General features: G+C 65.5%; 20 protein-coding genes. 15 read left to right on the top strand and 5 right to left on the bottom strand.

Annotation, left to right across the window (positions count from 1 at the left end; translation table 11 throughout):
* Positions 1–48 precede the first annotated feature (48 nt).
* Positions 49–390 (top strand): hypothetical protein, encoded by a 342-nt coding sequence (locus VGV41_RS07570; protein WP_326863170.1) that lies wholly within the window; start codon positions 49–51, stop codon positions 388–390.
* A gap of 231 nt (positions 391–621) precedes the next feature.
* A complete protein-coding gene (locus tag VGV41_RS07565) occupies positions 622–1,677 on the top strand; it encodes a YeeE/YedE family protein (RefSeq protein WP_326863169.1) in 1,056 nt (351 codons plus the stop codon).
* A 31-nt stretch (positions 1,678–1,708) separates the two neighbouring features.
* Here the strand turns inward: VGV41_RS07565 and VGV41_RS07560 are convergent, their stop codons facing one another.
* Complete coding sequence (locus VGV41_RS07560; RefSeq protein ID WP_326863167.1) at positions 1,709–2,734, bottom strand: MBL fold metallo-hydrolase; 1,026 nt, start codon at positions 2,732–2,734, stop codon at positions 1,709–1,711.
* 230 nt (positions 2,735–2,964) lie between these two features.
* Here VGV41_RS07560 and soxC point away from each other — a divergent pair, with 230 nt between their 5' ends.
* The 11 genes from soxC (at position 2,965) to VGV41_RS07505 (ending at position 10,990) form a co-directional block, all read left to right on the top strand.
* On the top strand, positions 2,965–4,254 hold the full coding sequence (gene soxC / locus VGV41_RS07555; RefSeq protein ID WP_326863166.1) for a sulfite dehydrogenase: 1,290 nt from the start codon (positions 2,965–2,967) through the stop codon (positions 4,252–4,254).
* On the top strand, positions 4,238–4,906 hold the full coding sequence (locus tag VGV41_RS07550; RefSeq protein ID WP_326863165.1) for a cytochrome c: 669 nt from the start codon (positions 4,238–4,240) through the stop codon (positions 4,904–4,906). The genes soxC and VGV41_RS07550 overlap by 17 nt, the downstream gene beginning before the upstream one ends.
* Positions 4,907–4,947: 41 nt before the next feature.
* The gene (gene soxX, locus VGV41_RS07545; protein ID WP_326863164.1) at positions 4,948–5,283 is read left to right on the top strand and encodes a sulfur oxidation c-type cytochrome SoxX; all 336 of its coding nucleotides are present in this window, start codon (positions 4,948–4,950) and stop codon (positions 5,281–5,283) included.
* Between the two features lie 26 nt (positions 5,284–5,309).
* Positions 5,310–5,804 carry a thiosulfate oxidation carrier protein SoxY gene (soxY, locus tag VGV41_RS07540; protein WP_326863163.1) on the top strand — a complete coding sequence of 165 codons (495 nt, stop codon included), beginning with the start codon at positions 5,310–5,312 and terminating at the stop codon, positions 5,802–5,804.
* A 26-nt stretch (positions 5,805–5,830) separates the two neighbouring features.
* Complete coding sequence (gene soxZ, locus VGV41_RS07535) at positions 5,831–6,142, top strand: thiosulfate oxidation carrier complex protein SoxZ (protein ID WP_326863161.1); 312 nt, start codon at positions 5,831–5,833, stop codon at positions 6,140–6,142.
* Between the two features lie 46 nt (positions 6,143–6,188).
* On the top strand, positions 6,189–7,034 hold the full coding sequence (gene soxA / locus VGV41_RS07530) for a sulfur oxidation c-type cytochrome SoxA (RefSeq protein WP_326863160.1): 846 nt from the start codon (positions 6,189–6,191) through the stop codon (positions 7,032–7,034).
* A gap of 15 nt (positions 7,035–7,049) precedes the next feature.
* Positions 7,050–7,364: a hypothetical protein gene (locus tag VGV41_RS07525; protein WP_326863158.1), complete on the top strand. Its 315-nt coding sequence runs from the start codon at positions 7,050–7,052 to the stop codon at positions 7,362–7,364.
* A gap of 27 nt (positions 7,365–7,391) precedes the next feature.
* Positions 7,392–9,134 carry a thiosulfohydrolase SoxB gene (soxB, locus tag VGV41_RS07520; RefSeq protein ID WP_326863157.1) on the top strand — a complete coding sequence of 581 codons (1,743 nt, stop codon included), beginning with the start codon at positions 7,392–7,394 and terminating at the stop codon, positions 9,132–9,134.
* 8 nt (positions 9,135–9,142) lie between these two features.
* A complete protein-coding gene (locus tag VGV41_RS07515) occupies positions 9,143–9,610 on the top strand; it encodes a hypothetical protein (RefSeq protein WP_326863156.1) in 468 nt (155 codons plus the stop codon).
* A 30-nt stretch (positions 9,611–9,640) separates the two neighbouring features.
* Positions 9,641–10,108 carry a hypothetical protein gene (locus tag VGV41_RS07510; protein ID WP_414705073.1) on the top strand — a complete coding sequence of 156 codons (468 nt, stop codon included), beginning with the start codon at positions 9,641–9,643 and terminating at the stop codon, positions 10,106–10,108.
* A gap of 159 nt (positions 10,109–10,267) precedes the next feature.
* Positions 10,268–10,990 carry a class II aldolase/adducin family protein gene (locus VGV41_RS07505; protein WP_326863155.1) on the top strand — a complete coding sequence of 241 codons (723 nt, stop codon included), beginning with the start codon at positions 10,268–10,270 and terminating at the stop codon, positions 10,988–10,990.
* Between the two features lie 15 nt (positions 10,991–11,005).
* Here the strand turns inward: VGV41_RS07505 and VGV41_RS07500 are convergent, their stop codons facing one another.
* The 3 genes from VGV41_RS07500 to VGV41_RS07490 are packed head-to-tail and all read right to left on the bottom strand — an operon-like array spanning position 11,006 to position 16,383.
* On the bottom strand, positions 11,006–12,220 hold the full coding sequence (locus VGV41_RS07500) for a glucoamylase family protein (protein ID WP_326863154.1): 1,215 nt from the start codon (positions 12,218–12,220) through the stop codon (positions 11,006–11,008).
* Complete coding sequence (bglX, locus tag VGV41_RS07495; RefSeq protein WP_326863153.1) at positions 12,217–14,478, bottom strand: beta-glucosidase BglX; 2,262 nt, start codon at positions 14,476–14,478, stop codon at positions 12,217–12,219. The genes VGV41_RS07500 and bglX overlap by 4 nt, the downstream gene beginning before the upstream one ends.
* A 9-nt stretch (positions 14,479–14,487) precedes the next feature.
* The gene (locus tag VGV41_RS07490; RefSeq protein WP_326863152.1) at positions 14,488–16,383 is read right to left on the bottom strand and encodes an ABC transporter ATP-binding protein/permease; all 1,896 of its coding nucleotides are present in this window, start codon (positions 16,381–16,383) and stop codon (positions 14,488–14,490) included.
* A gap of 182 nt (positions 16,384–16,565) precedes the next feature.
* On the opposite strand from VGV41_RS07490, the gene VGV41_RS07485 reads away from it, so the two are divergent.
* Both VGV41_RS07485 and VGV41_RS07480 read left to right on the top strand, forming a co-directional pair.
* Positions 16,566–17,843: a glycoside hydrolase family 15 protein gene (locus VGV41_RS07485; protein ID WP_326863151.1), complete on the top strand. Its 1,278-nt coding sequence runs from the start codon at positions 16,566–16,568 to the stop codon at positions 17,841–17,843.
* Positions 17,844–17,937: 94 nt separating this feature from the next.
* On the top strand, positions 17,938–18,183 hold the full coding sequence (locus VGV41_RS07480; RefSeq protein WP_326863150.1) for a hypothetical protein: 246 nt from the start codon (positions 17,938–17,940) through the stop codon (positions 18,181–18,183).
* A 23-nt stretch (positions 18,184–18,206) separates the two neighbouring features.
* On the opposite strand, the gene VGV41_RS07475 is transcribed toward VGV41_RS07480, so the two are convergent.
* On the bottom strand, positions 18,207–19,184 hold the full coding sequence (locus tag VGV41_RS07475) for a flippase-like domain-containing protein (RefSeq protein WP_326863149.1): 978 nt from the start codon (positions 19,182–19,184) through the stop codon (positions 18,207–18,209).
* Positions 19,185–19,380: the final 196 nt, after the last annotated feature.

Raw genomic sequence — 19,380 nt, 5'->3', positions numbered from 1 at the left:
GACAGCCAGGTTCTGCCTAATCGATGCGGTTTTGCGTCATTCAAAAACGTGATGGTGCTCGGCTGCGCGCTGGTCGTGTCGGGGTGCAAGTTCGGCGTTCTGACGCCGGCCGGGCCGGTCGGCTCCGCCGACGCGACCATCATGCTCGACTCTCTCGCCATCATGCTGGCGATCGTGATCCCGACGATCGGTGCTGGGCTTAGCGTGGTGGTTCCGCGAATCGAACATGCGCGCGCGCTACATGCCGGACTTCGTCTATTCCGGGCACATCGAACTCGTCGTCTGTCGATCCCGATCCTCGTCATCCTGTTCCTCGGCGGCTCGATCTGGATCACGGAGAGCATGAACACCAACATGATGCCGATGGGGCCGCCGCTCGTGCAGCCGTAAATGCCGGTCGGCCTCATGGGACGGCGGTCGGTAGAAAATCGTGCTCCCGGGCGGCAAAAAGGGCGGAAACCGGTAGGTGATTTTCACCCATAATAAGCAATCGACAGCAGCTTTATTCCCCTCCGCTGAACGGCCGCGTGGCGAATTTTTTTAATTCGCGGGGCCCTTGGCCGCCTGCTTGCGGCCTCCAAGCCGATCCTCCAGTTAAATGAGCCAAGCGGAGTGGCTCTCATGGATTCCCAGCCTGTCGTCGTCCTCGCCGGCGGATTGTTGATCGGTCTTGTCTTCGGCTCGGTCGGACTGTTGAGCGGCTTCTGCGTGGTTTCCGGGCTGCGCAACCACATCAACGGCGACGGCCGCATGATCCGCACCATCGCTCTGGCGGTCGCGGTTGCCATTCTCGGCACCCAGGCGCTGAGCGCCTTCGGCTATGTCGACCTGGGCAAGTCGATCTACCTCGCGCCGAGCTTCTCGGCGCCGGTCGTTTTGCTCGGCGGTCTGTTGTTCGGCTACGGCATGATCGCCGCCAATGCCTGCGCCTCGCGCACCATGGTGCTGCTCGGCCGCGGCAATCTGCGCTCGCTGGTGGTGATCGCCACCATCGGTATCACGGCGCAGATGACGCTGAAGGGACTGATCGCTCCCCTGCGCATCGCGCTCGTCAACGCTTCGCAAACGACCTTCGGCACGGTGTCGCTGCCGGCGCTTCTCACTCATTCCGGACTGACGCCGTCGCTGGCGGCGGCGATCGCCGCGGTCATCGTCGCGGCGGCGTTCCTCATCTTTGCCTTCTCGCACGCGCGGTTCCGCGCCTCGACGCTGCTCGTCGTGAGCGGCATCATCATGGGCCTGCTGGTGCCAGCCGGTTGGTTCATCACCGGCTTCCTCGGCAATGATCCGTTCACGCCGACACCGGTGGCGTCGCTCACCTTCATCGCGCCGCTCGCCGATTCGCTGCAGTACGTGATGCTGTCGACCGGCTCGACGCTCAACTTCGGCATCGTCGTGATGGCCGGGGTGCTGCTCGGCAGTTTCATCACGGCGGTGGTCACCCGCCGCTTCGAGCTCGAAGGCTACAAATCGCACAATCACATGCTGCGCTCGATCGGCGGCGCGGCGATGATGGGCGTCGGCGGCGTGATGGCGTTCGGCTGCTCGATCGGGCAGGGGCTCACCGGCCTGTCAACTTTGGCGTTGCCGTCGGCGATCGCCGTGCTCGGCATCCTGATCGGCGCGGCGGTCGGGCTGCGCAGCCCGGTGCGCGTGCCGGCGCTGGCTTCAATATAAGTGAAAATCAGATTCTGAGAGCGATGCGCGGCTACGGCTTGACTGGGGCTGCGCCGCTGCCGAACTGGTTCTGCTCCAGCTCGAGGAAGATGCGATAGGCGTTGCCATGGTTGTTGGCCTCGAACGCCGGCATCTTTGCGTATTTCGACCAGTCGGTCTGCTTGTAGGCCACGTCGAAATCGGTCCAGTTGTCGACCGCCTTCTGCATCGCCTGTCGCACGTATGTGATGTAGTCGTGCGTGAAGGCGATCGCCTGCTGCGCCGCCGTCGACGGCTGGCCGTGGCCCGGAATGATGAATCGCGGATTGAGCTTGGCGACGGCGTCGAGCGCCTTCAACCATTGCTTCGTGTCCACGTCGTCGCCATTCATGAACGGCACGCGCCCGTTCTGCACGATGTCGCCGGCGAATAGCACGCCGTCCGGCTCGACCATCATCATCATGTCGCTCGCCGAATGCGCGGGCCCCGCATAGATCATCTCGAAGCGCTTGCCGCCGAATGTGAGCGTCAGCCGGTCGTTGAAGGTGATGTCCGGCGGCACGACGCGCGTCTTGTCGTCGACCCAGGGCGCCAGGGCCGCACGCCGCTGATCGAGTCGCTGGTTGGCGCGCTCGTCGGCGGTCTCCTCGTTCTCCTCCTTGTACTCACGCGCGCGATCCTGCGCGATGATCACCGCACCGGTATGGTCCCTGAACGCCTGCAGGCCGTAGATGTGATCGGCGTGATAGTGGCTCAGCGCCACGTAGCGCACCGGCTTGTCGGTGATCTTGCGGATGTCCTGCAGCAGCGCCCAGCCGAGGCTCGGCGTGCCGAGCGCGTCGAAGACCAGCACGCCGTCCGGCGTGACCACGAAGCCGGCATTCGACGTGTTGCCCTCGTTCTGCTTCCCCGGCACGCCGGGGTGGCCGATGCTGTAGTAGATCGGCGCCGCGGGAGCCTGTTGGATCTGCAGCGGTACGGGAAGCGGCGCGTACTCGTCCGCTGCGGCGGCATGTCGCGCAAGCAAGGCTGCGGTCAGAACGGCGACGGCGACCGCGACAATCCTGTGGTGCTGCATGAACTGGCTCTGTTGCGGATATCAGTGCTGACGGTTTGTCGCGCGATCTGCAAGCGGCGGTAAGGTGTTAGTGCCGCGCCACAATGAAGTGGGTATCGAATTTTTGCACGGATGTGGCAAAAAGAAGAACAAGCCTTTGCCTTTGTCCTCGTTCGGTGGAAATTTCTTCTGGACAGGCGCACGTATTCAGATACTGATATGTAAAAAAAGCGGAAGGGTGGAGCGCCGGAATGAGTTTGCCTAAAGGGTGGCATGCGGACCCGAACGAGACCGACCAGGTCTCCGGACGGCGTCGGTTTTTGTTCAGCGCGGCAGCTGCGGCCGGCGGCGCGCTGGTCGGGGCGCCTGTGGCGAATGCCGAAGAGGCGGCGCCGCCCGCCGACCCGGACTGGTCGAAGATGCTGGGGCCGGGCGTCGTCGACCGCCCCTACGGCAACCCGTCGCATTTCGTCAAAGACGTCATCCGCCGCAACGTGCCGTGGCTTACCGCCGGCACGGAATCCTCGGTGAGTTTCACGCCGCTGCAGGACCAGCCCGGCATCATCACGGCGAACGGTCTATTTTTCGAGCGCTATCACGGCGGCCGCGCGACGGTCGATCCGACGCAACACAAATTGATGATTCACGGCCTCGTCGATCGTCCGCTCATCCTGACGATGGACGACATCAAGCGCTTCCCGTCGGTGTCGCGTATCCATTTCATCGAATGTCCGGCGAACGGCGGCATGGAATGGCGCGCGGCACAGCTCAACTCGCTGCAGTTCACGCACGGCATGGTGAGCTGCGCCGAGTGGACCGGCGTCAAGCTGTCGACGCTGCTCGAGGAAGTCGGACTCAAGAAGGAAGCGAAGTGGGCGCTGGTTGAAGGCGCCGATGCTGCGCACATGGACCGCAGTCTGCCGATCGAGAAATGCCTCGACGACTGTCTGGTGGTGTACGGACAGAACGGCGAGGCCCTGCGGCCGGAGCAGGGCTTTCCGCTGCGCCTGATCGTGCCCGGCTGGCAAGGCAATGTGAACATCAAATGGTTGCGCCGCATCCAGATCGGCGATCAGCCCTGGTTCACGCGCGAGGAGACGTCGAAATACACCGAGCTGATGAAGGACGGACGCAGCCGCGGTTTCACCTGGCTGATCTATGCCAAATCGGTGATCACGTTCCCCTGTCCGGAGAAACCGGTCAACGGACCGGGTCTCTATGAAATTCGCGGCTTTGCCTGGTCGGGCAAAGGCCGCATCACCCATGTCGATGTTTCGACCGATGGCGGCGTCAACTGGCAGCGCGCCCGTCTGCAGGAGCCGGTTCTCTCGAAAGCGCTGACGCGCTTCACGCATGAATGGCGCTGGGACGGCAAGCCGGCGCTGCTGCAGTCGCGCGCGGTCGACGAGACCGGCTTCGTGCAGCCGACCATCGCCGAACTGCGCGCCGTGCGCGGCGTCAACGGCATCTACAACAACAATTCGATCCAGACCTGGCAGGTCAAGCCGGACGGGAAAGTGTTCGATGTCCAGCTGGCTTAAAGGGGCGCTTGTCCTGCTCGCCGCGGCGTTCGTGGCGGCGCCCGCCTGGGCGGCGGAAACACAACCGGCGGGACACTACGGTTATGGTCGCGCGCCGACGCAGGCCGAGATTGACGGCTGGGCGATCGCCGTGCGTCCGGACGGGCAGGGCCTGCCGCCCGGCAAGGGCACGGTCAATCAGGGCGCCGACATCTTCGCGGACCAGTGCGCGGCGTGCCACGGTACCTTCGGCGAGGGCGAGGGCCGCTATCCCAAGCTCGCCGGCGGCGACCTTACGGGCGATCGGCCGGAGCCGACCGTCGGCTCCTACTGGCCATACGCCACCACTTTGTGGGATTACATCAACCGGGCGATGCCGTTCCCGGCGCCGCATTCGCTCAGCGCCGATCAGGTGTATGCCATGACGGCCTATATCCTGAACTTGAACAATATCGTGCCGAATGATTTTGTCGCCGACCGGAACAGTCTGCCCAAGGTGAAGATGCCGCACCACGATGCCTTCATCTGGCAGGACCCGCGGCCGGACACGGCGGCCAAGGAGTGCATGACGAACTGCGTCGATGCGGCCAAGGTGACGATCGACTCGACGGCCGAAGGCAAGGATCTGACGCCGCGGACGACTGGACCGTTGGACGACATGCAACCAAAATGAGGCCGCTTCGCTCATGCGGCCCGCGTAAGGGGAGGATATCGATGGATTTGCGACAAACCGGCCTCGTTGTGGCCGCCGCACTCGCCGCTGCGACCTTGGTCGCCCGTCCCGCCGCTGCCGCATCACCGGATGCGGTCAAGCTGCTCGACTCGAATTGCCAGCAGTGCCACGAGATCAAAGGCATCTCGGACTATGGCAATGTCGGGCCGTCGCTGATCGGCCTGAAATCGCGCTATCCCGATCGCAAGGACGTGGTCGCGATCGTCAACGACGAGACCAAGCGCAATCCGCAGACGGTGATGCCGCCGTTCGGACGCAACCTCATCCTCACCAAGCAGGAAATCGATACGATCGTCGATTACCTCTACAATCAATAGCCCCTGGGCGAAGCATAGGAGGGACTGTGAAGAACGAATTCATCGACGCGCCCGATCACACGCGGCGCATCATCCTCAAGGGCGCGGCCGGCCTTGCCGCATTCGGCTTCACCGCCGCGACGCTGTCGAGCGCCTATGCGGCGGCCGACGCCAAGGCCTGGCCGGAGAACGCCTTCAAGCAAAAGAGCGAGGCCGACGCGCTCAAGGCGCTGTACGGCAAGGCTGCCGAGGCATCCGACAAGATCAATCTCGACGCGCCGGAGATCGCCGAGAACGGCGCGGTGGTGCCGATCGCGGTCGCCACCACGATGCCGGGCGTGACCGGCATCGCCATCATGGTGCTGGAGAACCCCTTTACGCTCGCCGCCGCCTACAAGATCCCGGAAGGCACCGAAGCCTCGGTCGCCTGCCGGCTCAAGATGGCGAAGACCAGCAAGGTCGTGGCGATCGTCGAAGCGGGCGGCAAACTCTACAGCGCGACAAAAGAAGTCAAAGTCACCGTCGGCGGCTGCGGCGGCTGAACGGGTACGGGAAAAGGATTTCGCACATGGCTTCGACCATCCGCGTTCGCGCCATCGCCAGCGGCGACACCACCCAGGTGCAGTCGCTCATCAACCATCCAATGGATTCCGGCTTCGTGAAGGACTCCAAGGGGCAGATCATCCCGCCGCATCACATCGAGGTGGTGGAGTTTGAGCACGCCGGCAAGGTGGTGTTCACCTGTCTCTGGGGACCGGCCGTTTCCAAGGACCCTTACGTCAAGTTCAGCTTCAAGGGCGGCAAGAAGGGCGACGACCTCAAAGTGAGCTGGGTCGACAACAAGGGTCAGTCGGACTCGACGGTCGCCAAAATCCAATAGCTGTCCGATAAGCTCCGCGCTCAAGGGGCGAAGGGGAGGAAAGACAATGCTGCGCAAAACTCTGATCGCGGTCGCGATCCTCGCCGGGGCGGCGCAGCCGCTCCTGGCCGCGGAGACCGCCAGCGATCCAAAGGCCGACTTCAAGGCGTTCCGCGACTACTTCACCAATCGCTTTCCGAAGGTCGCGCTCGACGACTTCGTCAACGGCCCGTATTCGATGGACGAAGGCCTGCGCAAGCAGTGGAAGGCGATCGACGAATTCCCGCCCTACGACTTCGTCGTCGACAAGGGCAAGCAGATGTTCGCGACGCCGTTCAAGAACGGCAAGACCTACGGCGACTGCTTCGCGAACAAGGGCATCGGTGTCCGCCAGGATTATCCCAAGTTCGACGCGAAGACCGGACAGGTGATCACGCTCGACGTGGCGCTCAACCAGTGCCGCGAGGCGAACGGCGAGAAGCCATTCGACTACAGCAAGGACGACATGGCGGCGCTCACCGCCTATATGGCGTTTACCTCGCGCGGAAAGCCGATGAACATCGCGATCCCGAACGACCCGCGCGCGCTCGCTGCCTACACCAAGGGCAAAGAATATTTCTACACGCGGCGGGGCCAGCTCAACTTCTCCTGCGCCAGTTGCCACGTGCAGAACCCCGGCAATCACATCCGCACCGAGGTGCTGGCGCCGGCGCTCGGCATCATGAACGCGATGCCGATCTATCGCTCGACCTGGGGCGGCATGGGCACGGTGAGCCGCCGGCTGCAGAGCTGCAACAGCCAAGTCGGCGGCGTGCCGCTGCCCGGCGAGAGCGAGGAATATCGCGACGTCGAATACTACCTGTCCTACATGGCGAACGGGCTGCCGATCTCCGGCCCCGGCACGCGGCCGTAAGTAAAGGTTCATGTCATGCGCACACGCACAATGATCCGCCTGGCGGTGATCCTGTCGGCCTTCGGCTTCGCGGGCACCGCCTTTGCCGCCTCCGCCGACGACTTCAAGGCGGCCTATGCGAAAGCCGAGGCGGCCGAGAAGGGCGCGGCCGCCGCGAAGAACCGCTGGACGGCCACGGAGGCGACGCTGAAGAAGGCGAAGGCCGCGGCCGATGCCGGCAAGTTCGACGACGCGGTCACGCTGGCGCAGCACGCCGAGGCGCTGGCCAATGCGTCGACCGCGCAGGCCAAGGAGCAGGAAAAGCTCTGGCCGGAGGCCGTCGTCCGGTGACCGCCCGCGACTGACGGAGTAGATCGGATGCACCGCCGCGACGTCCTCAAACTGTTCACCGCGGCGGCACTGGCCGGTGTTGCGCCGGCCGGGCTCGCGCGCGCTGCCGAAGCCGACGATCTCTACGGCATCGGCCGTTTCGGCAACGCGCGGCTGCTGCACATGACGGATACGCATGCGCAGCTTTTGCCGGTGCATTTCCGCGAGCCAAGCGTCAACCTCGGCCTCGGGCCGAGGGCGGGGCAGCCGCCGCATCTCGTCGGCGAGGCATTTCTCAAATATTTCGACGTTGCGCCGAAGAGCCGGGCGGCGCACGCCTTCACCTATCTCGATTTCACCGAGGCCGCGCGTCGCTACGGTAAGCTCGGCGGCTTCGCGCATTTGAAGACGCTGATCGATCGCCTGCGCGCGGACGCGGGGCCGGGCGGCTCGATCCTCATCGACGGCGGCGACCTTTGGCAGGGCAGCGGCCTTGCCGACGCCACGCACGGCGAAGACATGGTCGAGGCGTCCAACCTGCTCGGCATTGAGGCGATGACCGGCCACTTCGAGTTCACCTACGGAGAAGAGCGTCTGCGTGCGAACCTGAAGCGGTTCAACGGCGAGTTCTTGGCGCAGAACGTGTTTCTCACCGAGGATGCGGCCTTCAACGACAAGCCCGCCTTCGATGCCGCCAGTGGCCGCGTGTTCAAGCCGGCGACGATCAAGGAGATCGGCGGCAAGCGCATTGCCATCGTCGGCCAGGCGTTTCCGTATGTGCCGGTGGCGCACCCGAAGCGGTTCACGCCGGACTGGACCTTCGGCATCCGCGATGCCGAGATGCAGAAGCTGATCGATGGCTTGCGTCAGAACGACAAGGTCGACGCCGTGGTCCTGTTGTCGCACAACGGCATGGACGTCGATCTCAAACTCGCCAGTCGCGTCACCGGCATCGACGTCATTCTCGGCGGCCACACGCACGATGCGGTGCCGCGGCCGGTGGCCGTGACGAACGCCGGCGGCAAGACGCTCGTCACCAACGCCGGCTCGAACGGCAAGTTTCTCGGTGTGCTCGACCTCGATCTCGACAAGGGCCGGGTCAAGGACGTGCGCTATCACCTGCTGCCGGTCTATGCGGACCTGCTCAAGCCGGACGCCGAAGTGGAGGCGTTCGTCGCGCGCGTCCGCAAGCCATATGCAGCAGGCTTCGATGCGAAGCTCGCGGTCGCCGGAGAGCTGCTGTACCGGCGCGGCAACTTCAACGGCACCATGGACCAGCTCATATGCGACGCGTTGCGTGCCGAACTCGGCGCCGAGCTTGCGCTGTCGCCGGGCTTCCGCTGGGGCAAGTCGGTGCTGCCGGGTGACGCGATCACCATGGACGATGTGCTGTCCGAGACGGCGATCACCTATCCGCAGGTCTACGTGCAGGAGATGACCGGCGATCAGATCAAGGCCATCATGGAAGACGTCTGCGACAACCTGTTCAATCCGGACCCGTACTACCAGCAGGGCGGGGACATGGTGCGCGTCGGCGGCATGGACTATGCCTGCGCACCGGCTGAAAGCATCGGCCACCGGCTCTCCGACCTGACCCTCGACAACGGTAAGCCGCTCGAGGCCGGCAAGACCTACAAGGTCGCCGGCTGGGCGTCGGTCAATCCGCAAGAGGGCAAGCCGGTGGCGGACGTGTTTGCGTCTTACCTGCGCGGCGTGAAGGACGCGCGGCCGAAGAAGCTGAACAAGGTCGCGATCAAGGGTCTCGCGAACAATCCCGGCATGGCCGGCTGAGAGGCATCATGGCGGTCGCGCAGGGGCTGCGACAGTGGATCGGACAGGCGCTCGCCGCCTTGGCTTTGCTGTCGTCGCCGGCCCTCGCGCAGAACGCGGCGCCGATCATCGACAAGCCCTTCGCCGAGCATCACCTCGCGTTGCAGCTTTCGGACAACGATCCGAAGAAGGAGGCGCTGACGATCAGCGTCGCCTACAATCTGCTCAAGTATTACGGCCCGGATCGCATCGCCGTCGAGGTCGTCACCTTCGGTCCCGGCATCGATCTGCTGCGCGCGGGCAATGCGCATCGCGCCGAGGTTGATAGCCTCGTCTCGCAAGGCGTGCAGTTCGACGTCTGCATGAACACGATCGAGACCATCGAGCGCGAGACGGGCAAGCCGGTGGACCTGAACCCGCATGCGGTAAAGGTCGACGCCGGCGTGGCGCAGATCCTGGCTTTGACGGAGAAGGGCTTCACGCTGGTCCGGCCATAAGACGAGAACAGGGCCGCAAGGGAGAGAGCAATGAAACGGGTAATGTACGTTCTGGCCGTGCTCGCCGGTCTGATCGGTGTCGCCGCGATGTCTCTGACCGGCCACGCGGCAGAGAAGGGCAAGGAACACCGCATCGTCTTCCAGGTCGACCAGAACGACCCGGCGGTGATGAACCTCGTGCTCAACAACGTGCAGAACATACTGGACTACTACAACGGCAAGGGCGAGCCGGCGAAGGTCGAGGTCGTAGCCTACGGGCCAGGGCTCAACATGCTGCGCGAGGACAAGTCGCCGGTGAAGGAGCGGCTCTCGCGCATGGCCAAGGACGGCAGCTTCCCGGCGCGCCTGCAGTTCTCCGCCTGCCACAACACGATGATGGGCATGGAGAAGAGAGAGGGCCATCCGATCCAGATCGTATCGGAAGCGAAGGTGGTGCCGTCCGGTGTCGTGCGCATCAGCGAATTGCAGGAGGACGGCTGGAGCTACGTGCGGCCCTAAGACCGCGGCACGGGAGCGAAAATATCCGGCGGTCGGTAGCCCGATCTGTCGAACCCGTCCTCGATCGTGATAATAGTCGCGCGCCGCGGCCCGGCTCGACACGCCGGTGGCGGCGCGACGGCTTGATGCGACAACAACGCAAGTTCGAGGATGGCGCCCGTGCACGACAATGCCCCCGCTTCAGCCGGTCCGATCGATCCGGCGCTCATGGAAGACTTCGTCGCCGCCAGCCGCATCCTGGCGCACCACGGCGTGCTCGACGCCTGGGGGCACGTCAGCATCCGCCATCCCAGCAACCCCGATCGCTATCTCATTTCGCGCGCCCGCGCGGCAGGCCTGGTGAGCGCCGGGGACATCCTCGAGTTCGACCTGCACTCGACGCCTGTCGACCTGCGCGGACAGCGCGCCTTCCTCGAGCGTTACATCCACGGCGAGGTTTATCGCGCGCGGCCGGACGTCAACGCCGTCGTGCACAGCCATTCGCCGACCATGATCCCGTTCAGCGTCACCGGCGAGCCGTTGAAGGCGATCTCGCACATCGCCTCGTTCATGTGCGAGGAAGTGCCGATATGGGAAATCCGGGACTGCTGCCTCACGCAAGGGCTGCTGGTCACGACCAGTAAGCAGGGCAGCTCGCTGGCGAAGACCCTGGGCAATCGGCCGATCGCGCTGATGCGCGGGCATGGCAACGTGGTCGTGGCGCCGGACATTCGCAAGGCGGTGCACCGCGCGCTCTACGCGGAGGTGAATGCGCAGCAGCTCGCGATGGCGAAGTCGTTCGGGCGGCCGATCACCTACGTTGCGCCGGACGAGGCGCAGGATCCCAAGCGCGTCGACGATGCCTGGGAGCTCTGGAAGAGCGAAGTCATCGACCAGATGTGAGACCGCGCCGGGCGGTCAGGCGAAGCCGAGCCGGTCGAGGCCGAGCCTGATCTCCGGGCAGCTCATGAACAGGCGCCACAGCAGGGCCGAGCGGTGGTTCTCGATCATCACCACGATCGGGCCCTGATCGATGGCGAGATGGCCCTCGGCGACCCAGTTCGCCGAAGCGTTGAATGAATCCGCAAAGCCAAAGTCGCGCCACAGCGCGCTGCCGCGCTCTTCGTAGAGGTGGCGCAGCGCCGCCATCGACTCGGCCGGCGTATAGGGCATCGACGACAGCGCGGCGGTCGGCGCGATGACGCCGTGGTCGTTCGTCGGCGAGAAGGCGTTATAGCCCTTGTCGCCGTCGCAGGCGGTCAGCCCCCAGCAATCCGGCGCGTAGCCGGCGAAGCCGTGCGGGTTGGCGACGCAGTGCGCGCGGTTGATCTCGACGTGCGCGCAATTCTGCGCCCAGTAGTCGGCGTAGGCGTCGCGCAAGCCGCGCGGGTCGAGGCCGAGAAACGAATAGTGCGCGAAGAAAAGCGGGCCGCCTTGATCGGGCCCGAGCGGGAGGGTCTTGTCGCCGTAAGCTTTGCCGTTGTGAAACACCGGGCTGTCGGTACAGCCGCGGTGATAGACTTGCGGTGCGATTGCGTGCGCCGGCGATGCCGCGGCGAGCACGTAAGTGATGAGGCACTCGTTCCAGCCGCGGATGGCATGGTTCATCGCCCAGCCGTGACGCGGGCTCCAGTGCCAATAGAGTACGTCTTCGCCGTGCGTGTGCCAGTCCCACTCGACGTCATGCCAGAGCCGATCGATGGCGACGCCAAGCCTCGCGTCCTCGGCGAAATACTGCCGCGCGCACAGGAGACCCATCATCAGGAACGAGGTCTCGACCAGATCGCCGCCGTCGTCCTTGGACGAGAAGGGGATAGTCTTGCCGGTGCCGCCATGGAGGAAGTGCGGGAAGACGCCGTGGTAGCGGTCGGCCGAGGCGAGACCGTCGACGATCTTGCCAACGCGTGCGCGCACGTCGCCGCGCGTGAGAAAGCCGCGCTCGGCGCCAGCGACCAGCGCCATGATGCCAAAGCCGGTGCCGCCGGTGGTGACCGTGTCTATGAAGTCGTAGCCAGCCACCGGGTTGCTGCGCTCGCGCGCCAGCCCGCTATCCGCGTGGCCGAAGTCCCAGAAATAGCGCAGCGTCTGTCGCTGCACGAGATCGAGCAGGGCGTCGTCGGACACCGATGTCATCGCTTGTCGCAACGCCAGACCACGCGCTTTGTGCCGAGGTTCTCGGAACTGCCGCCGATGCCGATGACGAATTCTCCGGGCTCGAACACATACTCCGGCGCGGCGAGCCGGTCGGCGCGGCAATAGCGCAGGTCCTCGGCGGTGATGCGGAACGAGACCTGCCGGCTCTCCCCGGGCGCCAGCGCGATCTTCTGGAAACCTTTGAGTTCGCGCACCGGCCGCGAGCGGCTGGCCACGGGATCGCCGATATACAGCTGCACGATCTCCTCGCCAGCGACCGCGCCGTCATTGCGGACGGTGACGCTGGCGGTGAGCACGGCATCCTCGCCATCCAGTTCGCTGCGATCGAGCGCGACATCGCCGTAGGCGAACGCGCTGTAACTCAGCCCGTGCCCGAACGGATAGAGCGGCGTCGCCGGGCCTTCGAGCCGGCAGGCGGTGGTGAATTTGCGGAACACAGGACGGCCCTGCGCGTCACGTTCGCTATCACCGCCGACGTCGAGGCCAATTCTGTCGCCGGGGCGTCCCGTCGGCGGCTCGGCATAGGTCATCGGGCATTGTCCGGAATCGCGCGGGTAGCTCATTGCGAGCTTCGCCGACGGGTTGGCCGCGCCGACGAGCAGGTCGGCGATGGCGTTGCCGGTTTCGCTGCCGCCGAACCACGCATGCAGGATGGCATTGGCGTGCCGGTCTTCCCATGACAGCGCCAGCGGTCGTCCGCTCATCGTCACGAGGACGAGCGGCTTGCCGGTCGCGACGAGCGCTTCCAGCAGCCGCCGTTGACTGCCGGGCAGTTCCAGCGTGCTGCGCGTCGCCGACTCGCCGGTGTGCTCGCGCGCCTCGCCGATACAGGCCACGATAACATCGGCTTTGCGCGCCTGCGTCGTCGCTTCCTCAAGCAGCGTGTCGGGCGGATCGATCGTCACTGTCTCGCCGAAGAGATTGAGCCGTGCGGCGATGTTCGGATCGTCGACGATGTTGGCGCCCTTGGCATAGAGCACCGTGCCGAACACCGCGCGGAAGCCCTCGAGTATAGTGACGCTGTCCTCGGGCTTCGCCGCCACGGCCCAGGTCCCCTGCATGTTGGCGCGGCTGTCGGCCAGCGGTCCGATGAGCGCGATCCTGCGGTCGCGGGCGAGCGGCAGCGCGCCGTCATTCTTCAGCAGCACGCAGGATTTCGCCGCCGCCTCGCGCGCCAGTGCGCGCGCCGCCGGGGTCAGCGTCACCGCGGCGCGTTTCTCTTCGTCGAGGCCGCGATATGGATTGTCGAACAGTCCGAGCTTTTCCTTCGCGCGCAGCACCCGGCGGCAGGCGGCGTCGATGTCTCTCTCGGCGATGCGCCCTTCCGCGACCAGTGCCGGCAGATGCCGGCGGTAGCATTCGCCGACGAGGTCGATGTCGACGCCGGCGTGGAAGGCGAGCCAGGCTGCTTCCTTCTCGTCGGCAGCGACGCCGTGGTGCACCAGCTCCATGATCGCCGTGTAATCGGAAACGATGAGGCCGTCGAAGCCCCAGCGTTCACGCAGCAGATCGTGCAGCAGCTCGCGATGCGCCGTGCAGGGGATGCCCGCGAGATTGTGGAAACCGACCATGACCGCGCCGACACCGGCGTCGACCGCCGCCTTGAAAGGGGGCAGCACGACGTTGTGCATGCGGTAGGGGCTGATGTCGGCCATGTTGTAGTCGCGGCCCGCCTCGGCGAAGCCGTAACCGGCGAAATGTTTGGCGCAGGCCATCATCGTGTCGGCGCGCGTGAGATCGTCCTGCTGATAGCCGTCGACCATCGCCCGGGCGAACACCGCGCCGACGTAAGGGTCTTCGCCCGGACTTTCGGCGCAGCGCCCCCAGCGCGCATCGCGCGAGACGTCCAGCATCGGCGCCCAGGCAAGCATTATGCCGGACGCTGCGCCCTCGACCGCGGCGGCGCGCGCGGTGCGCGCCACGAGATCGGCGTCGAAAGCGCAGGCGAGCGCTAGCGGTAAAGGAAAGATGGTGCGATGACCGTGGATCACGTCGAGCGTGAAGAACAACGGGATGCCGTGCGGCGATTGCGCGACGGCGATGCGCTGCAATTCGGCGAGCCACGGCAGCGGCGCCCCGGCGGCGAGGCTGCCGATCTCGCCGGCCCGAATGCGTGCTTCCAGGTGCGCGCTTGCGGGCCCGGCGCCGGTGGTGTCGGCGCCGCCGATGTTCGGGTGGTTGAGCTGGCCGATCTTCTCGGCGAGGCTCATCCGCCCCAGCAGATCGTCGATGTCCATCGGCCTTTCCTACGCCGGGACGGCGGCGCGATTCCGCACCGGTCCATGCCGTAGCGTAGCGCCAAGCGGGCTGCGCACCAGATGCAGCACGCGGCGATGGAAGGCCTCGAGCCCGGGGCGGTGACCGATGCTGACCATGGTGGCGCCCTCCAGCTCCTGGTCGAGGATCGACATCACCCGTTTCTGGCTGAGTTCGTCCAGCGCCGAGGTCGCCTCATCGAGGAACACCCATTTCGGCCGGTGCAGCAGCAGGCGCGCGAAGCCGATCAACTGCTGCTGGCCGAGCGACAGACTCTTATCGAGGCGCGCCGGCACATCAAGCATCGACTGGAACTCGGCCAGACCGACCCGCTTGAGCGCGACCTCGACCGCCGCGGTCGAGAACGCGTTCGGTGCGTCCGGATAGGTGAGGGCGGCGCGCAGGGTGCCGAGCGGCAGGTAAGGCCGCTGCGGCATGAACATCATGCCGGCGGGATCGGGCAGCAGAATCGTACCGGTGCCCCATGGCCACAGCCCGGCGAGCGCGCGGAACAAAGTGCTTTTGCCGGCGCCGGATTCACCGACGATCAGCACGCGCTCGCCGAGCGCGATCTCGACCGTGGTCTCGGCGATGACGACGCGGCCATCGGCGAACAGCACGCTGACGCCGTCGAAGGCGAGTTTGCCGCGGGGGTGACGCGCGATGCGAATATGCTCGACCGTTTCGTCGCTGCGGTCGAGCCGGTCCATCGCCGCCTTGAAGGCGCTGACCCGGTGCAAGGTCGCACGCCAGTCGGCGAGCGAGGGGAACTGATCGACGAACCAGCGCAGCGAGGATTGCACCTGGTTGAAGGCGCCGACCACGACCATGAGCCCGCCGAGCGTCAGCGTGCCGCTGAAATAGCCGGGCGACGCGACCAGCATCGGCACGATGATGGCGAGCCAGCCGTAGCCGGAGGTGATCCAGGTCAGCTTCGACACCGCACCGGTCAATTTGCTCATCGTACCGATGACGCGGTCGACATTGCCGTCGAGTTGCCGGCGCTCGTCGCGTTCGCCGCCATAGAGCGCGATGCTTTCCGCGCTCTCGCTGGCGCGAACCAGCGCGAAGCGCAGTTCCGCCTCGCGTGAGTAAAGCTGCGAATTGAGCCCGATCAGCGGCGAGCCGACGCGCCAGGTCAGGGTCGAGCCGATCAGCGCGTAGGCGAGGGCGCACCATACCATGTAGCCGGGAATGGAGACGTGGTGGCCGCCGACGACGAAGACGAGATGGCTCGACAGTGACCACAGGATGCCGATGAAGGAGACGAGCAGGATGCTCGCCTGCAGCAGGCCGACGGCGAGTCCCGCCGAGAGGTCGGTGAGCTTGCGGGTGTCTTCCTCGATGCGCTGGTCGGGGTTGACGCCGAGTTCGCCTGCCAGCGCCAGCCGATAGGCGCGACCGCGCGCCAGCCATTCGTCGAGGAGGTGCCGCGTCAGCCATTCGCGCAGCCGCACCTTCAACATTTGCAGCATCCACGTCTGGGCGACGACGAGTGAGAGAAGGAAGCCGACAATGCCGAGGAACAGCAGCAGCTGATGGCCGAGCGCAACGAGGTTCTTCTTGGCGATCGCATCGAAGAAATCGCCGTTCCAGTCGTTGAGCCGGATCTGGCCGAACATGTTGCCGATCAGCATGAGCAGGATGCCGCTGGTAAGCAGCGTCACCGTGGCGCGATAACGGCTGCGCCAAAGGCTCTTGACGAGCGCGAGACACTCGGCGGCGGCGCCGCGGCCTTCGTACTCGATGGCTGGTGGCTGGAATATGGATATAGCGCTTGCAACAGCGGCTGCGTCGCCGGCCTTGCTCGGCGACGTGAAGACAGTGCGGGCGGAACGCGCGGACGCGTCCTCGCTGTCAGTCTGACAGTCCTGCAGATTTCTCACATTTTGTCCGTCTGCCAGCCCCCCTCCCGGCTGGCGGGTCCGGTCGCGCAATATCGCGACTCGAAGAGACACATAATGAGTGTGTCAAACACGAATCGATTGCAAGAAAAGTCTCATGCCGCGTTGCCGCAGACTGGGAATAAAGTGCAGAACTTTGTGCGTTCGTAAATGAGATTGTGGCGATGGAACTCGACGACTGGATCGAGCGGCAAGCGCAACTGAGCGCGAATTTGATGGAGCGCGCGATTTCCGCCACCAATTTGCGGCGCGAACGCGCTGCCTTCGGGCAGATGATCGTGCCCGCGCGCGGTTCCGTGCTGGCGTCGCCGTCGATGGCCGACTGGAATCCGGAACCCGATTATTTCTTCCACTGGCTGCGCGATTCCGCGATCGTCATGCGCACGGTCGCGGAACTGGCGGCAGATGCGCGAAGCGAGGCCGAGCGCCGACGCTGGATCCGGCATTTCAACGATTTCGTCGACTTCAGTCTGGCGCTGACGCGCATCGACGGTGCCGATTATCCGTCGCTGCAAGAGAAGACGCAGCCCGGGTTCCGCAAGTTTCTGCGCCCGGACGATGCGATGCGCGCGCTGGCCGGCGACGCCCTCCTCGGCGAGCCGCGCTTCAATCCGGACGGCAGCCCGGACGCCTTGCGCTGGTCGCGTCCGCAATATGACGGGCCGGCTTTGCGCGCGCTCGCGTGCCTGCGGTTCCTCGCGACCGGCGGGGCGGCGAGCGAGGCCATGCGCGAACTCCTGCACCGCGATCTCGATTTCACGCGCCGCCATGCCGGGGCGGCCTGCATCGGCCCGTGGGAGGAGGCCGAGGAGAACGCGCATTACTATTATGTCGCGCTGGTACAATTTGGCGCGCTGGTGCATGGGCGCGCCTTCGTGACAGCGCCAGACGCCGAGGCACGGCTGCGCGCGGTGCTCGACCGGCATTGGTCCGAGGACCATCAGGTCTATGCCGCCATCTGGCCGCTCAGGGGCGGCGGGCGCGATGATATCGTCGATACGGCCTGCTTGTTAGGAGTGGTCGACGCCGATCTGCCGGGCGGTCCGCATTCGGTCGACGATCCGCGCCTGTGGCTGACTTTTGCCGCGCTGGAGGATCTGTTCGCGCGCGAGTTCCCGATCAACCGTGGCCGCGGCGCGCCGGCATTGGGGCGGTCGCGGAACGACCGCTATTTTGGCGGCGGCGCCTGGTATGTCACCACGCTGGCCGCGGCATCCCTGTGCTATCGACGTAGTATGATAGCGCGTGGCGACGCCTTTATGACAACGATAAGAGGCTTCACTCCGGCCGACGGCCACCTCGCCGAGCAATTTGATCGAACGACCGGCATCCCGGCCTCTGCGCGCGACCTCACCTGGAGCTATGCGGCCTTTATCAGCGCCGCTCGGACCCGGCGCGCTTGCCGCCAGGAAGGCGACGGCGGGATATTTTTTGTCAGGTAAGAAACGCTGAACATGGTTCCGCGTTGAACGCTCGGCGGCCGGCACCGGACGGGTGCCGGGTCACATCGTAAAGCCGACGGCAGCGGAGGGCACCATGGGCGACTATGGTGGCGACGATCGAGGCACCTCGATCAAGGGCGGTTATTTCCACTGGTCCCTGCTTATTGGTGCCCTGCTCATCATTGTGACCATCTACGCGTTTTTACCCACGGCGGGCTCCGGGCCGAATTCGGTGACGGTGGTCGGCATTACCGCGCCGCGCCCCGCGTTCGGCAGTTATCCGGGATTGCGGGTGCCGGTCATACAGCGGCCGCAGGTCGTGGCCGATTATCGGACCTAAACTCCAAGGCAGAGTTGCGTCTGCTAGGCGCTCCGGTGCTTGTGCGCCATGCGCCGGGTTTCAAGCGCATGCCAGCCGATCAGGCCGGGGATGCCGACGGCGAGATCGGCGGCGCGCTTGATCAATGACAACGCCAGCGCCGCGTTCGCCGGGACGCCGAACAGCGCGCACAGGACGATGAGACCGCCCTCCTGCACACCGACTGCGCCGGGCACGACGAAGGCAGCGCCGCGCGCCGCCTGCGCCAGGCTCTCGATCGCCACGGCGTCGGAGTAGCTGATTGAATAGCCCATCGCCCGAAGCGTCACCCAGACTTCCAGCGCGCCGATAAACCACACCGCGAGATGGCAAACGATGGCGGCGCTGAGCGAAAGCCGGCGGCGATGGACGGCGCGCAATTCGCGGAAGAGCGTCTCGAACGTGCCGTTGATCTGCCACTCGCGTCCGCGCGCAAGGCGCTTGAGCGCGGCGTTCACCACCCGCTCGCCCCAGTGGCGCTGCGCGAGATAGAAGCCGACGAGGGCGAAGGCCCCCGCGGCGAGCGCCCAGGCGAGATCGTGGATGAAGGTGCCGCCGACACCGTGCGCGATCACCAGTGCGAAACCGACGAGCGCGAAGAGGAACTGCGTGCCGGCCTGCGCCAGCACGTCGACGATCATGGTCGCGGCGGCGAGCGGACCCGGAATTTTCCAGAACGTCAGCAGCCGTGCGCCGATGACGTCACCGCCGATCTGCGCTAGCGGCAAGAGCGCGTTGGTGCCCTCGCGGATATAGCGGAGCAGGGCGCAGATGCGGGCCTTCGGGCGCGGATGCGCAGGAAAGAGCAGCCACCAGGTCAATCCGGCCGAGCCGACGGCGACGACCCGAAGTCCGATCACGGCCGCCGTTGCCCAGTGCGACTGGGCGATGGCGTCGGCGACGGTCGCCGGATCGGCGACGATGATCGCTGCGGCGATGATGGCCAGCCCGACGACGGCACTCAGGATCGAGAGGCGCTTCATCGGGATTGTGCGATTTGAGCCACGGAGTTCGGCCGCCCCTTCGCGCGCCTACTTCGCCGTATCGGGCTTCTTGAGCCCGAATTCGGCAAAGCGTGCGTAGGCGGCGTCGGCGTCGGTCTTCGCCGGCCAGACCATCGGCGGGAAGCGCGCGCCGTCGAGATCCGGGTCCGGATCGTAGTCGAGGTTCATGGTGGCG

Origin of the sequence: Pseudolabrys sp., assembly GCF_035943735.1 — a bacterium.
GTDB lineage: Bacteria > Pseudomonadota > Alphaproteobacteria > Rhizobiales > Xanthobacteraceae > Pseudolabrys.
Note: the sequence above shows the minus strand (reverse complement) of the source record. Positions and strands in the feature narration are given on the sequence as shown.

Bases quoted from the DNA above. Each gene is read 5' to 3' on its own strand.
- VGV41_RS07565 (WP_326863169.1), top strand. From the start codon at position 622: ATGGATTCCCAGCCTGTCGTCGTCCTCGCCGGCGGATTGTTGATCGGT.
- VGV41_RS07560 (WP_326863167.1), bottom strand. From the start codon at position 2,734: ATGCAGCACCACAGGATTGTCGCGGTCGCCGTCGCCGTTCTGACCGCA.
- soxC (WP_326863166.1), top strand. From the start codon at position 2,965: ATGAGTTTGCCTAAAGGGTGGCATGCGGACCCGAACGAGACCGACCAG.
- VGV41_RS07550 (WP_326863165.1), top strand. From the start codon at position 4,238: ATGTCCAGCTGGCTTAAAGGGGCGCTTGTCCTGCTCGCCGCGGCGTTC.
- soxX (WP_326863164.1), top strand. From the start codon at position 4,948: ATGGATTTGCGACAAACCGGCCTCGTTGTGGCCGCCGCACTCGCCGCT.
- soxZ (WP_326863161.1), top strand. From the start codon at position 5,831: ATGGCTTCGACCATCCGCGTTCGCGCCATCGCCAGCGGCGACACCACC.
- soxA (WP_326863160.1), top strand. From the start codon at position 6,189: ATGCTGCGCAAAACTCTGATCGCGGTCGCGATCCTCGCCGGGGCGGCG.
- VGV41_RS07525 (WP_326863158.1), top strand. From the start codon at position 7,050: ATGCGCACACGCACAATGATCCGCCTGGCGGTGATCCTGTCGGCCTTC.
- soxB (WP_326863157.1), top strand. From the start codon at position 7,392: ATGCACCGCCGCGACGTCCTCAAACTGTTCACCGCGGCGGCACTGGCC.
- VGV41_RS07515 (WP_326863156.1), top strand. From the start codon at position 9,143: ATGGCGGTCGCGCAGGGGCTGCGACAGTGGATCGGACAGGCGCTCGCC.
- VGV41_RS07510 (WP_414705073.1), top strand. From the start codon at position 9,641: ATGAAACGGGTAATGTACGTTCTGGCCGTGCTCGCCGGTCTGATCGGT.
- VGV41_RS07500 (WP_326863154.1), bottom strand. From the start codon at position 12,220: ATGACATCGGTGTCCGACGACGCCCTGCTCGATCTCGTGCAGCGACAG.
- bglX (WP_326863153.1), bottom strand. From the start codon at position 14,478: ATGGACATCGACGATCTGCTGGGGCGGATGAGCCTCGCCGAGAAGATC.
- VGV41_RS07485 (WP_326863151.1), top strand. From the start codon at position 16,566: ATGGAACTCGACGACTGGATCGAGCGGCAAGCGCAACTGAGCGCGAAT.
- VGV41_RS07480 (WP_326863150.1), top strand. From the start codon at position 17,938: ATGGGCGACTATGGTGGCGACGATCGAGGCACCTCGATCAAGGGCGGT.
- VGV41_RS07475 (WP_326863149.1), bottom strand. From the start codon at position 19,184: ATGAAGCGCCTCTCGATCCTGAGTGCCGTCGTCGGGCTGGCCATCATC.